This is a genomic window from Streptomyces sp. NPDC059900 (genome assembly GCF_050270335.1).
In the GTDB taxonomy this organism is placed as follows: Bacteria; Actinomycetota; Actinomycetes; order Streptomycetales; family Streptomycetaceae; genus Streptomyces.
The window spans coordinates 1-14,899 of record NZ_JBNNJZ010000173.1 but is presented as its reverse complement, the minus strand read 5'-3'; the positions used below and the strand labels follow the sequence as shown (position 1 = coordinate 14,899).

Annotated in this window: 17 protein-coding genes; 12 read left to right on the top strand and 5 right to left on the bottom strand. The window is 72.7% G+C overall.

From position 1 onward, the window contains the following. Positions 1-29 precede the first annotated feature (29 nt). Both ACQKIP_RS22490 and ACQKIP_RS22485 read right to left on the bottom strand, forming a co-directional pair. Positions 30-266, bottom strand: a complete 237-nt coding sequence (locus tag ACQKIP_RS22490; RefSeq protein WP_365853275.1) for a hypothetical protein — start codon at positions 264-266, stop codon at positions 30-32. 9 nt (positions 267-275) lie between these two features. Beyond that, entirely contained in the window at positions 276-1,550 is a 1,275-nt protein-coding gene (locus ACQKIP_RS22485; protein WP_365853277.1) for an inorganic phosphate transporter, read from the bottom strand. Between the two features lie 443 nt (positions 1,551-1,993). Between ACQKIP_RS22485 and ACQKIP_RS22480 the strand changes: the two genes are divergently transcribed. The 3 genes from ACQKIP_RS22480 to ACQKIP_RS22470 all read left to right on the top strand — a co-directional run bounded on the left by ACQKIP_RS22480 (position 1,994) and on the right by ACQKIP_RS22470 (position 5,565). Further along, positions 1,994-2,704, top strand: a complete 711-nt coding sequence (locus ACQKIP_RS22480; RefSeq protein WP_365853279.1) for a class II aldolase/adducin family protein — start codon at positions 1,994-1,996, stop codon at positions 2,702-2,704. A gap of 181 nt (positions 2,705-2,885) precedes the next feature. After that, on the top strand, positions 2,886-4,022 hold the full coding sequence (locus ACQKIP_RS22475; RefSeq protein WP_365853281.1) for an alpha/beta hydrolase family protein: 1,137 nt from the start codon (positions 2,886-2,888) through the stop codon (positions 4,020-4,022). Positions 4,023-4,110: 88 nt separating this feature from the next. Then, a complete protein-coding gene (locus tag ACQKIP_RS22470) occupies positions 4,111-5,565 on the top strand; it encodes a hypothetical protein (protein ID WP_427743885.1) in 1,455 nt (484 codons plus the stop codon). A gap of 16 nt (positions 5,566-5,581) precedes the next feature. Here the strand turns inward: ACQKIP_RS22470 and ypfJ are convergent, their stop codons facing one another. Beyond that, positions 5,582-6,472: a KPN_02809 family neutral zinc metallopeptidase gene (gene ypfJ, locus ACQKIP_RS22465; protein ID WP_365853285.1), complete on the bottom strand. Its 891-nt coding sequence runs from the start codon at positions 6,470-6,472 to the stop codon at positions 5,582-5,584. 245 nt (positions 6,473-6,717) lie between these two features. Between ypfJ and ACQKIP_RS22460 the strand changes: the two genes are divergently transcribed. From ACQKIP_RS22460 to ACQKIP_RS22445, 4 genes are all read left to right on the top strand, one after another. Beyond that, positions 6,718-7,503, top strand: a complete 786-nt coding sequence (locus ACQKIP_RS22460; RefSeq protein WP_365853287.1) for a hypothetical protein — start codon at positions 6,718-6,720, stop codon at positions 7,501-7,503. A gap of 94 nt (positions 7,504-7,597) precedes the next feature. After that, on the top strand, positions 7,598-9,196 hold the full coding sequence (locus tag ACQKIP_RS22455) for an ABC-F family ATP-binding cassette domain-containing protein (RefSeq protein WP_365853289.1): 1,599 nt from the start codon (positions 7,598-7,600) through the stop codon (positions 9,194-9,196). 383 nt (positions 9,197-9,579) lie between these two features. Continuing rightward, the gene (locus ACQKIP_RS22450) at positions 9,580-9,801 is read left to right on the top strand and encodes a helix-turn-helix domain-containing protein (protein WP_055550175.1); all 222 of its coding nucleotides are present in this window, start codon (positions 9,580-9,582) and stop codon (positions 9,799-9,801) included. Between the two features lie 134 nt (positions 9,802-9,935). Then, positions 9,936-10,748 carry an enoyl-CoA hydratase/isomerase family protein gene (locus ACQKIP_RS22445; protein WP_365853291.1) on the top strand — a complete coding sequence of 271 codons (813 nt, stop codon included), beginning with the start codon at positions 9,936-9,938 and terminating at the stop codon, positions 10,746-10,748. 30 nt (positions 10,749-10,778) lie between these two features. Here ACQKIP_RS22445 and ACQKIP_RS22440 read toward each other — a convergent pair whose 3' ends face one another. Next, a complete protein-coding gene (locus ACQKIP_RS22440; RefSeq protein ID WP_365853293.1) occupies positions 10,779-11,522 on the bottom strand; it encodes a nucleopolyhedrovirus P10 family protein in 744 nt (247 codons plus the stop codon). 93 nt (positions 11,523-11,615) lie between these two features. Between ACQKIP_RS22440 and ACQKIP_RS22435 the strand changes: the two genes are divergently transcribed. The 5 genes from ACQKIP_RS22435 (at position 11,616) to amaP (ending at position 14,025) form a co-directional block, all read left to right on the top strand. After that, on the top strand, positions 11,616-12,113 hold the full coding sequence (locus ACQKIP_RS22435; protein WP_365853295.1) for an Asp23/Gls24 family envelope stress response protein: 498 nt from the start codon (positions 11,616-11,618) through the stop codon (positions 12,111-12,113). A gap of 108 nt (positions 12,114-12,221) precedes the next feature. Continuing rightward, positions 12,222-12,410, top strand: a complete 189-nt coding sequence (locus ACQKIP_RS22430; protein WP_249590721.1) for a hypothetical protein — start codon at positions 12,222-12,224, stop codon at positions 12,408-12,410. A 3-nt stretch (positions 12,411-12,413) separates the two neighbouring features. Next, the gene (locus ACQKIP_RS22425) at positions 12,414-12,758 is read left to right on the top strand and encodes a hypothetical protein (protein ID WP_365853297.1); all 345 of its coding nucleotides are present in this window, start codon (positions 12,414-12,416) and stop codon (positions 12,756-12,758) included. Beyond that, on the top strand, positions 12,755-13,441 hold the full coding sequence (locus tag ACQKIP_RS22420; protein ID WP_365853299.1) for a DUF6286 domain-containing protein: 687 nt from the start codon (positions 12,755-12,757) through the stop codon (positions 13,439-13,441). Before ACQKIP_RS22425 ends, ACQKIP_RS22420 begins: the two co-directional genes overlap by 4 nt. A 5-nt stretch (positions 13,442-13,446) precedes the next feature. Then, positions 13,447-14,025: an alkaline shock response membrane anchor protein AmaP gene (gene amaP / locus ACQKIP_RS22415; protein ID WP_365853301.1), complete on the top strand. Its 579-nt coding sequence runs from the start codon at positions 13,447-13,449 to the stop codon at positions 14,023-14,025. A gap of 53 nt (positions 14,026-14,078) precedes the next feature. Here amaP and ACQKIP_RS22410 read toward each other — a convergent pair whose 3' ends face one another. Beyond that, positions 14,079-14,834 (bottom strand): SDR family oxidoreductase, encoded by a 756-nt coding sequence (locus ACQKIP_RS22410; RefSeq protein ID WP_365853303.1) that lies wholly within the window; start codon positions 14,832-14,834, stop codon positions 14,079-14,081. Positions 14,835-14,899 lie beyond the last annotated feature (65 nt).

Genomic DNA, 14,899 nt, shown 5'->3' with positions numbered 1-14,899 from the left:
GTCCCGCACCCCGCCGTGAGCTCCGGCCGTCAGGCGACGATCAGATAGATGCCGTACGCCACGGCCGCCGCGCAGAGTGCGAAGCAGACGTACGCTCCTGCGCGCGCCGTCGAGGGGGCGCCGCCCGTGGCGGAAGCCGCGCCGGACGTTGCCGCCTCGTGCTTGGAGAGGCCGACGATGCCGAGGGTGAACAGACCCACCAGGGCCACCGTCACCGCGAGGCTGACTCCGAAGACGGAGCCGAGAGCTGCCCAGTCGATGTTCATGCTGCGTCCTTACACCGTGGCGGGCCGGGCGGGGTCCGCCACGGTGCCGGTCGGGGCCGGGGCCGGGATGGTGGTCTTGACGTGGTCGACGTCCGAGGTCGTCACGGCCGAGCCGGTGGGCGGCGGCGTGACGGCGGCCATCGCGGTGGTCACGACGCCCGCGGGCTCGGCGGGGGAGCCGATCTCGTCGTCGGCGACGTTCGTGTGGTCGACGGCGTTGCGCCGGGACAGCATCCAGATGACGGCGGAGCCGGTCACCAGAAGCGCCGCGGTCGCCCCGACGCCCCAGGGGCCCTGCTTGGTGAGGAACTCGGCGCCCGCACCGACCAGACCGGCGGCGGGGAGCGTGAGGCCCCAGGCGACGAACATGCGGGTCGCCGTGGACCAGCGGACCACACCGCCCTTGCGGCCGAGGCCCGCGCCCATCACGGCGCCCGAGCAGACCTGGGTGGTGGAGAGCGAGAAGCCGATGTGCGAGGAGGCCAGGATCGCGGTCGCGGCGCTGGTCTGGGCGGCGAAGCCCTGCTGCGGCGCGAGGTCCGTGAGGCCCTTGCCCATGGTGCGGATGATGCGCCAGCCGCCGAGGTAGGTGCCGAGCGCGATGGCGACACCGGCCGAGACGATGACCCACATCGGGGGGTTGGCGCCGGGGTTCAGGACGCCGCCGGTGATCAGGGCGAGCGTGATGATGCCCATGGTCTTCTGCGCGTCGTTCGTGCCGTGGGCCAGCGAGACGAGGCCCGCGGAGGCGATCTGGCCGGCGCGGTAGCCCTTGGCGGTCGCCTTGGTGTCGGTGTTGCGCCCGATGCGGTACGTCAGGCGCGTGGCCAGCGTCGCGGCGATGCCGGCCACCAGGGGCGCGGCGATCGCGGGGATCAGGATCTTGGTGACGACGGTGCCGCCGTTGATCGACGACCAGCCCATCGACATGACCGCGGCGCCGATGAGGCCGCCGAAGAGTGCGTGGGAGGAGCTGGAGGGCAGGCCCACCAGCCAGGTCAACAGATTCCAGAGGATCGCGCCCACCAGGGCAGCGAAGATCACCTCTGTCTTGAGCCCGTCCTCGTTGACGATGCCGCCAGAGATCGTCTTGGCGACTTCGACCGACAGGAATGCGCCGACGAGATTCAGCACGGCGGACATGGCCACCGCCGTCTTGGGCTTGAGGGCGCCGGTCGAGATGGTTGTGGCCATCGCGTTGGCTGTGTCGTGGAAACCGTTCGTGAAATCGAACACGAGAGCGGTAACGATCACGATCCCGAGGAGAAGCGTGATGTGTTCCATTTACCCAGGCTTCTGTTGGACGTCAGTGGCAAGTGGAACGTAGGCAAGCAGGGTGAACGGAAAGTGAACTGGGTCGGGCCGTGCGGTGACCCAATCTGGGGCGCCGCCACTCCGGTTCCGTCATGGCCCTGACGAAGATCGACCGGAGCGGCGTCACGAGGCCCGGAATCCAGGCTTCCAGAGGGGTCGGAACCACCCCTCCGGCTACCCCCTGGCGAACCTCTTCAACTGCTTCATGGAGCCGTTGAAGAGATTCTGATCACCCGGCCGCCCGGCGCACCCGCGGTCGCTCCACCACCATGCGTCTTTGCGGTCCGCCTCCCGTCCGATGTCGAGCCTCGGGAGCGGGGAGACGTCGCGCCCTCCCGGCTCGCCCGACGCCGAAACCGGAATCCCCGGACTGCGCACTGCGGTGCCGCCGCCCCGGCTGGCAGGATCGCGGCATGACGGAGCAGCGGGGCGTGACGGGCCGGCGGGGCGAGGACCGGCGGGGCGAGGGCCGGCAGGAGGTGATCGGGCGGGCCTGGGACGAGCTGGTGGCCGCGGCCCGCAGGACGGTGGCGGACGGCCTGGTGGTCGGCACGTCGGGCAACGTCTCGGTGCGCGTCGGCGGCGCCGGCGGGACGATCCTGGTCACCCCCAGCGGAGTGCCGTACGACCGCCTGGGGCCGCAGGACGCGGTCGGCGTCGACGAGGACGGCAACCAGCTCTTCGGCGACCTCGCCCCCACCAGCGAACTGCCCATGCACCTGGCGGTCTACCGCACCACGAGCGCCGGAGCCGTCGTCCACACCCACGCGGTGCACGCCACCGCCGTCTCCACCCTGGTCCCGGAGCTCCCGCCCATCCACTACATGGCGGCCGCACTCGGTGGCCCGGTCCGCGTCGCCCGGTACGCGCCCTACGGCTCCGACGAGTTGGCCGAGAACATGCTCAGGGCCCTCAGGGAACGCACGGGATGCCTGCTCCAGAACCACGGGACCGTCACCTACGGAGACACCCTGGACCAGGCCTACGACCGCACGGCGCAGCTGGAGTGGATGTCCCGCCTCTGGCTGACGGCCAGCGCGGTGCCGGGCCACGCCCCGACCCTCCTGACCGCGGGACAGCTGCGGGAAGCGGAGGACAGGCTGCGGGGATACGGCCAGCGGTGAGGGGCCGGGTCCGGGGGCGGTTTCGTACCGCGCGGCCAAGGATTTCGCACCGCGCGGCCAAGGATTTCGTCCCTCGCGGCCACGGATTCAGCACATCACCTGCGGGTACGCGGACCACATGACGTCACCCCGCGGGCTACGCCCACTGGCCGTGGCCACCCGCCCGCCGGACACTGGGCAGGTGCGCCCAGCCAAAGCGACGGCAACGGCCGTCACCGCCGTCACGACCGCCCTCCTGGGCGGCGCAGCCGCCGTCGCCGCGGGCCGGTTCGCCAGCAACGCGGCCCTGAAGCCCCCGGCGGGCCGGCCGCTGCCGACCGAGCCCCGCCTCACGGTCCACGCGATCGCCGCGGGCCAGATCACCCTGACCCGGGCCCTCGCCAGCCTGCGCCCCGGCACGTACGGGCTCAGCGGCAACGGCAGCCATGCCGTGATCGGGCCCGTCCTGGACTCCGTGCCGCACGAGGCGGACACCGTCGTACGCCGCCTGGAGCGCGTCACGCACGGCAACCTCGAACCCGGCGACAAGGTCTGGCTGACCCCGCAGGTCCACATCGGCGACCCGCACGCCGCCCTGGACATCGACCACGCGGACATCGACGTCCCCGGCGAACTCGGCGGCCTGCCCGCCTGGTTCGTGCCGGGGATCCGCGACACCTGGGTGATCACCGTGCACGGCCTCGGCACGACCCGCGAGCACCCCATGGTCGTCATGGACTTCCTGCACCACCAGCAGTTCCCGGTGCTCGACATCGCCTACCGCGGCGACATCGGCGCGCCCCGCTCCCCGGACGGCCTGGGCCACCTCGGCGAGACCGAGTGGCGCGACCTGGACGCCGCCATCCGCTACGCCGTGCGGCACGGCGCCCGGAACGTGATCCTGCACGGCTGGTCCACCGGCGCCGCCATGGCCCTGCACGCCGCCGCGCACTCGGCCCTGCGCGAGAGGATCAGCGGACTCGTCCTCGACTCCCCGGTCCTGAACTGGGAGACCACCCTGCGCGCGCTCGCCGCCGCCCGGCGCACGCCGGGGCTCCTCCTGCCGCTCGCCGTGCGCGCCGCCCAGGGCCGCACGGGACTGCGCGGCGACCGCATCCTGGAAACCGCGGACCCCGGCGCGCTCACGGTCCCCACGCTCCTCTTCCACGGCCCCGACGACGTGATCGCCCCCTGGACGCCGTCCCGCCAACTGGCGGCGGCGCGCCCGGAACTGGTCACTCTCCACACCGTTCCGGATGCGCCCCACGGAGCCATGTGGAACGCCGACCCCGAAGGCTACGAAGAGGCGCTGCGGCGCTTCCTCACGCCCCTGATGTAGCGGGCGGGAGCCCCCTGGTGCAGCGCTCCTAAGTCCCGCGGAAGCATTCCGTTTGGGTTTTCGGACCGTCACCAGGAAGACTGCTCCCGTGACGTCCCGTATCCCGCGCGACTCAAGGCTCCGACTCGTCCGCGCTCAATCCCCCAGGGCCGAGAGGCGAGCGGGGGCGGAGCGCGGCGCAGCGCGGCCCCTGACCACTCCCGGCGCCGTGACGCAGCAGCGCGCGCGCCGTCCCGCACCCCGGCCGCCCGAGGGCACGCCCGCCCCCGGCGAGCTGGCCAGGATGGCGCGGGGGCGCCTCGCCGACGCCGTCCGTGTCGCCCGCTGGGCCGACACCTCCCTGCGCCCCGGACGCGACCGCGCCGGCGCCACGCCCGACGGCCGCGGCACCCTCTCCGCCGCCACCGCCGAACGCGCCGCCGCGGAGCTCGCGCTGACCCCGGATCAGGTGCGCGCCGACTGGGACACCGCACGGCTCGCCGGTCTCATCGAGGTGCACGGCGACAGCGCCCGCCCCGGCTGGCGGCTGCGTGCCTGGGACCGTGACGACGCCGCCGTGCTGCGCGGCTGGGTCGCCCTCTTCGACGCCTGGTCGCTCGCGCACGCGGCATCCCGCGACCTGGCGCCCGCCACCGTGGCCGAAACCGTCGAGGCCATGCCGCAGCTCCTGACCCTGTTGCAGCTCTCCGCGGGCCCCGTGCCCGTGCCGCAGCTCCTGGACCTCCTGGACCAGCGCGTCACCGAACTGCGCACGGAGCGCTGCGAGATCCCCTACCGCACGCAGACCGAGCCGGCCGAGCCCGCCGAGCCGGCCGAGACCCCGGCCCTCGCCACCCTCCTCGACTGGGCACTGCGCGGCCTCGCCGCCGTCGGCGCGCTGACGTACGCCGAAGGACAGGCCACGCTCACGCCGCTCGGCAGCTGGGCGGTCTGGGTCAAGCTGGAGCAGATCTGCGTGGCCGCGCAGAGCCCGGCGGGCAACATCGAGCAGTCCGCCGAGGACATGCTCCGCGGCTGCGCGCGCCTGCGCCCGAACGCGGCCCGCTCCGAGTACCGCGCATGGCTGGCGGCCCGCCCCGTCGGCAGCGCCGTCACCGAGCTCCTGGACGCCGCCCGCGGCGAGGACGCCCTCCTGCGCGGCCTCGCCTTCGAGGCCCTGCGGGTCGTCGGCGCCCCCGCCGAGGCGGAGGTGCGGGCCGTCGTGGACGAGACCTCCCTGCGGCCCTACGCCCTCATCTGGCTGGCCGAGCAGGAGGGCGCCGACCCCGAGGACGTCCATCTCGTCCTGACGCGGGACGAGTCGACGTGGCTGTGGGTGGACACCGCTGCGGCCGTCGCCGACCACGGGGAGACCCATCTGCTGGTCCGGCACCTGGAGTCCGCGGTGCAGCCCACGGTGCCCGCGCTCCTGGACGAGGTCCGGCGCATCGGGCATCCCCGCACCGTGCAGGTCCTGGTGGCCCTGGCCGCGGCCCACCCCGACCCGGCGCTCGCCAAGGCCGTGCGCCGGGCGGCGTTCCAGGTGCACACCGGGGGCGTCTGACCCCCGGTCGGGTGCTTCACCGGAAGGTGTTGCACTGCCCCATGTCGCCGGTGCGGTAGCCCTGGTAGAACCACTGCTGCCGCTGCTCGGCCGAGCCGTGCGTCCAGGACTCGGGGGTGACCCGGCCCTGGAACTTCTCCTGGATGCGGTCGTCGCCCACCGCGGCTGCCGCGTCCAGGCCCTCGCGGATGTCCGCGTCGTCGAGGCTGGTGATCAGCGGCTTGCCCGTCTTGTCGTCGGCGGTACGGGTCGCGTGGCGCGCCCAGACCCCCGCGTAGCAGTCGGCCTGGAGCTCCACCTTCACGGCGTTGCTGTTCTGCCCCGTACGCCCGTCCTGCGAGCGCTCCAGCGTCCCCATCAGGTTCTGCACGTGGTGCCCGTACTCGTGGGCCACGACGTACGCCTGCGCGAAGGGCCCGCCGCTTGAGCCGAACTTGGTCCGCAGCTCGTCGAAGAAGCCCAGGTCCAGATAGACCTTCCGGTCACCGGGGCAGTAGAAGGGGCCGACCGCCGACGACGCCGCGCCGCACGCCGTACCCACCCGGCTGGTGTACAGAACGGTCGGCGCGTCGGTGTAGGTGCCCTGCCTGCGCCGGAACTCCGGGCGCCAGTAGTCCTGCACGCTGTTGACCACGGCCACCATCCGGCAGTCGTCCTTGGTGTTCGCGTCCTCACCCGTACGGCAGCTCTGCTGGACCTGTGCCAGGGACGAGGACGTCGCGGCGGGCTCCTCGTTGCCCGAGGAGAGGCCGAGCTGGTCCGGCCCGACCCCGAAGAGCAGCCCGAGGACCAGCGCGATCAGCCCCGCGATGCCGCCGCCGACCGTCGCCTTGCCGCCGGGAATCCGGCTGTTGCGCACGTCCTGTACCTCGGACGTGTCCAGATCGGCGTCGTCGTCGAACTGCATGGGCGCACCACCCTCTGCCTCGCGTCCTGGGCGGCGTCTCGTCGCCCTGTGCCGGGATACCGGCGCCTTCATCCTGGTATGTCCGACCGCGCGCGGCGCCGGACGGAGGTCCGAACGGGGGACCCCGGCCGTCCGGTGCGCCGTGTCGCGGCCGACGCCCGGGCCCGCACGGTGACGCCGCCGCTACGCTCTGCGCCTGTCGCGTGGGCAGAGGTACCGGCAGAGATGCCGAAGAGGGGGGCGTCGTGTCCGTAGTGCCGTTCGGGATGACCGGATCCGGGCCCGTGCGACCGGTGCCCGCCCGCCGGGGCTCCCGGCTCGCGCTCCCGGTGGTCCTCGGCCTCCTCGCCCTGCCGCTCATCACCGCCGCCCACCACTCACGGCCGGCCCCCTACGGAGACCACGTGAGCGTCCACGCGCGCGTGGACCCCGGTGCGGCCGACCCCGGTCTGCGGACCAGGGGCCGCGCGGTCGAGGCGTACGACGGGCAGACGGGCCGGCCGCGCTGGACGTACAAGCGTGAAGGCGCCCGTCCGCTCGCCCTGCTGCCCGCCCCGGAGCACGCCATCGCGCTCTGGGACGACGGCCTGGTCACCGACACCGTGCGCACCGACGGCAGCGCGGTGCGCTGGCACCGCGCCGTCCCCGGCAGCGCCGCCTGGCTGCGCACCCCGGCCGCCCGGGGCGCCGCCGGAGTCCTCAACCGGCTCGACCCCCGCGGCCGGATGCTCGCCGTCGTCACCCCGCGGCGCATCGCCGCCTACCGCAGCGCCGACGGCGACCTGCGCTGGGTGCTGCCCGCCGAGCCGGGCTGCGCCTTCGAACCCGCCCGCTCCGTGCGCCACCGCGGCGCCCTGATGGTCGCCCAGCCCTGCGGCGACGCGGCGGCGCCGTGGACCTCACAGCTGATCGCCGTGGACGACCTCGGCCGGATCGTGCCCGGGCGAACGCCCCTGGGCAACGAGCTGCCGGGCGGCGCCCCCGGCGACGCGGGAACCCGGGCAGAAAAAGAGCTTGCATCGCACCGTTAGAATTGGCCCATGGCCATTCTCCTCGTGCATTAGACGGCGTGATCGCCTTCCGAACTTCCGCCGTCCATACCCACCCCTGCCCAGGAGTCTGTCCGTGATCACCGCTTCCGGCATCGAGCTGCGCGCCGGCGCCCGCATCCTCATCGAGAACGCCACCTTCCGTATCGCCAAGGGCGACCGCATCGGCCTGGTGGGGCGCAACGGAGCGGGCAAGACCACGCTCACCAAGTGCCTCGCGGGCGAAGGCGTCCCGGCCGGCGGCACCATCAGCCGCGGCGGAGAGGTCGGCTACCTCCCGCAGGACCCCCGTACCGGCGACCTGGACGTGCTGGCCCGCGACCGCATCCTGTCCGCCCGCGGCCTGGACACTCTCATCCGCAAGATGCGCGAGAACGAACAGCGCATCGCCAACGGCTCCGGCGCCACCCGCGACAAGGCGATGAAGCAGTACGAGCGCCAGGAGACGGAGTTCCTCACCAAGGGCGGGTACGCCGCCGAGGCCGAGGCCGCCACCATCGCCGCCGCGCTCAGCCTCCCCGACCGCGTGCTCGGCCAGCCCCTGCACACGCTCTCCGGCGGTCAGCGCCGCCGCGTCGAGCTGGCCCGCATCCTCTTCTCGGACGCCGACACCCTGCTCCTCGACGAGCCGACCAACCACCTCGACGCCGACTCCATCGTCTGGCTCAGGGACTACCTCAAGTCCTACCGCGGCGGCTTCATCGTGATCTCCCACGACGTCGAGCTGGTCGAGACGGTCGTCAACAAGGTCTTCTATCTGGACGCCAACCGCGCCCAGATCGACGTCTACAACATGGGCTGGAAGCTCTACCAGCAGCAGCGCGAGTCCGACGAGAAGCGCCGCAAGCGCGAGCGCCAGAACGCCGAGAAGAAGGCCGCGACGCTCCATTCGCAGGCCGACAAGATGCGCGCCAAGGCCACCAAGACCGTCGCCGCCCAGAACATGGCCAAGCGCGCCGACAAGCTCCTCGCGGGCCTGGAGGAGGTGCGCCAGAGCGACAAGGTCGCCAAGCTGCGCTTCCCGGATCCCTCGCCCTGCGGCAAGACCCCGCTGATGGCCGAGGGCCTCTCCAAGTCGTACGGCTCCCTGGAGATCTTCACCGACGTCGACCTCGCCATCGACAAGGGCTCCCGCGTGGTCATCCTCGGCCTCAACGGCGCGGGCAAGACCACCCTCCTGCGGCTCCTCGGCGGCGCCGAGAAGCCCGACACCGGGCAGGTCATCGAGGGCCACGGCCTCAAGCTCGGCTACTACGCCCAGGAGCACGAGACCCTCGACCCGGAGCGCACGGTCCTGGAGAACATGCGCTCGGCCGCCCCCGACCTCGACCTGGTGTCGGTGCGCAAGACGCTCGGTTCGTTCCTCTTCTCCGGCGACGACGTCGACAAGCCCGCGGGCGTCCTCTCCGGCGGCGAGAAGACCCGTCTGGCCCTCGCGACCCTGGTCGTCTCCTCCGCCAACGTGCTGCTCCTCGACGAGCCCACCAACAACCTCGACCCGGCAAGCCGCGAGGAGATCCTCGGCGCCCTGCGCACGTACAAGGGCGCGGTCGTCCTCGTCACGCACGACGAGGGCGCGGTGGAGGCGCTCCAGCCGGAGCGGATCATCCTGCTGCCCGACGGAGTCGAGGACCTGTGGGGCCAGGACTACGCCGATCTGGTCGCCCTCGCCTGATCCCGGCGGTGGCCGCGCGGGGGCCTCATGTGCGTCCACATTGGTTGATCGAATAACTGATCCACAGCGTATGGATCATTCGGCCGATCCGTGATCCTTCATCTGTGTGAGGTCTCCTCGTACTGAAGTGTGGGATACACGGATTTCCCCCGCGGTCGTGGTCTCGGCGGCGATTCTCGTTCGACACCGCGCTGACCTGGCACTTTGTCGCTCGACCCATTCAGCCGTATGGAATTCGGCACTCGGAATCTTTAATTCCGCTCGTGGTGTCGCTTGCCCTGACGGGAAACCTCGTCGTACGGACCTTGCCGAATGGGTGGCCAGGAAGCCCGAGAGGGGTGATCATGAGAAGTCCAGAGCGCACTTCCCATGAGGAGGCACGGGTGGCCGAGACTCTGAAGAAGGGCAGCCGGGTAACCGGCGCCGCGCGCGACAAGCTCGCGGCAGACCTGAAGAAGAAGTACGACGGCGGTGCGAGCATCCGGGCGTTGGCCGAGGAGACCGGCCGTTCGTACGGTTTTGTGCACCGCATGCTCAGCGAGTCCGGAGTCACGCTGCGGGGACGCGGCGGGGCGACGCGAGGCAAGAAGGCCGCAGCCGGCTGACGGCTGCGGGCGGTTCACCGGCTCCGACGGTGACCACCCGGTCGATCCACTGATCGGTCGGGTGGTTACTGTGCAGTCACTTAAGGGCGCGTCCGCGCGTCCCGACCGACTGCACACCACCATCGGAGGCTCCTATGGTTTCGCCCGGCAGTGAACTCGGCGGATCCGCACCGGTACTCGACAAGGACGGCGTACGCCTGACTGTCGACGAGGCCGTCGCCACGGTGACGCTGGCCAACCCGGCCAAGCGCAACGCCCAATCTCCCGCGCTGTGGAGGGCGTTGGCCGAGGCAGGCCGGTTGTTGCCGGGCAGTGTCCGTGTCGTCGTGCTCCGCGGTGAGGGCAAGTCCTTCTCCGCGGGCCTCGACCGCCAGGCGTTCACGCCCGAGGGCTTCGACGGCGAGCCGTCATTCATCGATCTGGCACGCGGTGAGGACGACGTCCTCGACGCGACGATCGCGGAGTACCAGGAGGCGTTCACCTGGTGGCGGCGCAGTGACCTCGTGTCCATCGCCGCCGTGCAGGGGCACGCCATCGGTGCGGGCTTCCAGCTCGCGCTCGCCTGCGACCTGCGCATCGCCGCCGACGACGTGCAGTTCGCCATGCGCGAGACCAGCCTGGGCCTGGTGCCCGACCTCACCGGCACGCACCCCCTCGTGGGTCTTGTCGGCTACGCCCGCGCCCTGGAGATCTGCGCCACCGGGCGGTTCGTCCACGCGCCCGAAGCCGAGCGGGTGGGCCTGGCCAACCTCGTCGTGCCCGCCGACCAGCTCGACGCGTCCGTGCGCGACCTGGCCGCGGCGCTGCTCGCCGCGCCGCGCGACGCCGTCATCGAGACCAAGGCCCTCTTGCAGGGCGTGGCCGGACGCACCTACGAGGAGCAGCGCACCGCCGAGCGTGCCGCCCAGGGGCGCCGTCTGCGGGACCTGGCGGGCCTCGGCGACTGACGCGCCCGCTCCACCGCGCCGACGTGTCCCTCACTCCACCGCGGTGACCAGTACGGCCACCGAAGGGTGGTCCCGCAGTGCCTCGCCGACCGCCGCGCGGACCGCGAGCGCCACGTCCACGGCGCGGTGCCCGCGGTCCGTCGCCAGCTCCACGCGCGCGTGGCGGCGCGGCAGCGCGGTGTCCGTCGTCGGCAACTCGTCGATGTGCACCGCGCGGCCGAGCCCGCCCAGGGCGCCGGTCAGCCGCCGCACGCCCGGCACGGCCAGCGCCGCGCTCGCCGCGCGGGCCTCGTCCCCGCCCTTGGCCGCCGCCTGCGCCCCGTCCGGCGGAGCCTGCGCCTTTGACGCGTCCAGCGGTACGCCGACGGGGGCCTGCCCCGCGTCGAGCAGTGTCGTCACGCTGAGGTCCACCTCGTCGACCACCAGGCCGAGGCGCTCGTCGGCCGCCGCGAACAGGGCCTTCCGCAGCCGGGCCGCCGCCGCGGGAAGCGGCTCGGCCGGCTCGGCCGCGAACTCCGCCGTGATCCGCAGCGGACCCGGCGGCAGCGCGCTCGGCGGTGACGGCACCGAGGAGACGTCCGCCTTCGACGGATCGGCGAGCGCGAGGCGCAGAGCGCCAAGACGTACGCCGTTCACCTGATCCGCCGCACGGCGCAGTACCCCGCCCGCGCACGCCTCGGTCAGCCAGGCGCCGTCACCGGGGCCGCCCAGCGGAAGCACCCGCCCCAGGCCGAGCTGCCGCCGCACCGCATCGGTCCATCCGTCACCGGTCATTGCCCCAGCCTGCCGCATCCCTGGCGCGCGCGGACGGAACCGCACTTAGTGTGGGCGAAGGAGCAGATCCCCTTTCGAAAGGGACAGACGGCGATGAGCGACACCGGACAGCGGAACCGGCCCCAGGAGACCCTCGCGAAGGAGTCACCCGACGAGGCGACGGGGAAGAGCGGATCGACCAGGAGGGGCGGCGGAGACCCCGCCACCCGCGGGCGCACCACCATCGCCGACGGCGTCGTGGAGAAGATCGCCGGGCTCGCGGCCCGCGACGTCGTCGGCGTGCACGCCATGGGCGGCGGACTCGCCAGGACGTTTGGCGCTGTACGCGACCGGGTGCCCGGCGGTTCGAGCGCCAAGTCCGTCTCGCGCGGCGTGAAGGCCGAGGTCGGCGAGGTGCAGACGGCACTCGACCTGGAGATCGTCGTCGAGTACGGCGTCTCGATCGCGGACGTCACGCGCGCCGTGCGGGAGAACGTCATCTCGGCGGTCGAGCGCATGACGGGGCTCGAAGTCGTCGAGGTGAACATCGCGGTGAGCGACGTGAAGCTCCCGGACGAGGAAGACGATGAGCCGCAAGGCCGCCTTCAGTAGGACGGCCGCTTTCCGTCGTGCGGCCTCCTCCAGTGGTACGGCCTCCTCCAGAAACAGGGCCGCCTTCAGTAATGCTGTCGCCGTGAGCGCAAACTCTAGGAGCGCACGATGAGCATGGCCGTGATCGGCATGGTGGCCGGAATGGCACTCGGCTTCGCCGGGTACTTCGGCGGGTTCGGGGCGTTCTTGCTGGTGGCCGCGTTGGGCGCCATAGGGTTTGTCGCGGGCCGGTTCCTCGAGGGGGACCTGGAGCTCGGCGACTTCTTCCGTACCCGTGGCGACGACCGGCGGCGGTGAGCCGTGGCGCCACAGGTCGCGCCGGGGGAGCGCGGCGCGACCCGGATCGCCGACCGGGTCGTCGCCAAGATCGCGGCGCAGGCGGCACGTGAGGCGCTGACCCGGATCCCCGTCAACGGCTCGCCGCCGCACGCGACCGTCACCGTCCGCCACGACGTCGCCCACGTGCGCGTCAGCGTCGATCTCGACTACCCCTCGGACATCGGCGGGCAGTGCGGCGCGGTGCGTCGCCAAGTCACCGAGCGGGTAAAGGCGTTGGCGGGAATGGAAGTGCCCGAGGTCGCGGTCCAGGTCGAGCGGCTGCACTCGGCACACTCGCACGGCGCTGCACAGGGGAGGACGCGATGAGCGAGGCCCAGGGGTCTCATGCGGCGGGTGGCGCGGGCGGCACGCAGCCGGTGCCCGTCGTCGAACGCGCCGGGAGCGAACTCGACCAGTCGGCGTCCGCGGCGTCGTACGACCCGCCGCCCACGCTGGCCGACGACACGAAGGCGACCCGCTTCTGGTCACCGCGGCGCGTGCCCTCCGCCGTCCTCGCGCTGCTGCTCCTGGGCGGCGCGGGGCTTTTGCTGTACGACGTCGCGGCGGTGCGGGCCGGGCACTCCGCCATGGGGTGGCGGAGCGATCTGGCCCGTGAACTCGCCGAGCGGCCCCTGAAGGACACCTGGGTCCTCGTCGGCGCCGGGGTGGCCGCGGCCGCCGGGGTGTGGCTGATCGTGCTCGCCGCGACCCCCGGCCTCCGGACGGTCCTCGCGATGCGTCGCGATGACCCCGACGTCCGCGCGGGGCTGCACCGGGGCGCCGCCGCGACGGTGCTGCGGGACCGGGCGATGGACGTGTCCGGCGTGCAGTCGGTGCGGGTCCGCATGAAGCGCTCCAAGGTGGACGTCCGCGCCGTCTCGCACTTCCGTGAACTCGACGACGTACGAGCGGATCTGGACGCCACGCTGGCCGACGGCATCAGGGACCTGGGTCTAGGCCGCGGCCCCGCGCTCTCGGTGCGGGTGGCGCGGCCCGGCAGGAAGGGCTGAGCGCGATGCTGAAGACGGTCAATCGTGTGGTCCTCGGCCTGATCGGCCTGGTGCTCGTGCTCGGGGGCGGCTCGGTGCTCGCCGTCGGACTCGGGGTGTCGCCGCCGTCGTGGTGGGTCCACGACGGGAAGCGTGACGTCCTGCTGAGCGACGCGGACCGGGACCGGTGGCGGGACGAGGGCTGGTTCTGGCCCACGGTGATCGCCGTGCTCGCGGTGTGCCTGCTGCTCGCCCTGTGGTGGCTGGTGGCGCAGTTCAGGCGGCGGAGGCTGGCCGAGGTCCTGGTGGAGACCGGCGACGGCGAGGGGGCGCTGCTGCGCGGGCGGGCACTGGAGAACGTGCTCGTGGGGGAGGCGGAGTCCCTCGAGGGCGTGCAGCGGGCCGCGGTCTTCCTGACGGGCCGCCGCAACGCGCCGGAGGCGCGGGTGTCCCTGCACCTGGAGCCCCATGCGACGCCGGGGGAGGCGCTGCACCTGCTCTCCGCTCAGGCGCTGGCCCACGCGAGGGATTCCGCGGGCCTCGACCGGCTGCCCGCGGTGGTGCAGCTGCGGGGTGTGAAGCATCGGGCTGAGCGGGTCAGTTGACCCCGTCCTCGCGGGCCGGATGTTCCGGCCCGCGAGGACAGCGTGTACGGGGGTCAGAACCCGTGCCGTGCGCCGCCGTCCACCGGCAGCATGATGCCCGTCAGGTAGGACGCCGCGGGCGAGAGCAGGAACGCCGCGGTCTGCCCGAACTCCTCCGGGGTTCCGTAGCGCCGCAGCGGAATCCGCGACTCGTGGCCCGCCCGGGTCGCCTCGGGGTCGGCCGAGAGACCGTCGAGCTGCCGCACCCGGTCGGTGTCGATACGGGACGGAAGCAGCCCGACGACACGGATGCCCCGCGGCCCGACCTCGTCGGAGAGCGACTTCGCGAAGCCCGCGAGCCCGGGCCGCAGCCCGTTGGAGATGGTCAGCCCCGGAATCGGCTCGTGCACGGAGGCCGAGAGGACGAAGCCGATGACGCCGCCCTCGCCGAGCTCCGCCGCCGCGCCGCGGGCCAGGCGGACCGCCCCGAGGAAGACCGACTCGAAGGCCGACTCCCACTGCTCGTCCGTGTTGTCGGCGACGAAGCCCGGCGCGGGCCCGCCGACACTGATCAGCACACCGTCGAAACGCCCGAAATGCTCGCGTGCGGCGGCGATGAGCCGGTCGGCGACGGCCGGATCGGCGTTGTCCGCCGCGATGCCGCGGGCGTTGTCGCCGAGCTCGCCCGCCGCCTCGGCGACCGTCTTCTCGTCCCGTCCGGTGATCACTACTTTCGCGCCGTCCGCGACCAGCGCACGCGCGGCGGCGTTGCCCAGGCCGCGGGTGGCGCCGGTGATGACGTAGACGCGATCCTTCAGTCCAAGATCCATGGCCCCATCCTGCCGCCTCCCGGGGGCGGAACGCGAGGCCGGAACGGGACGGCGGAACGCGACGG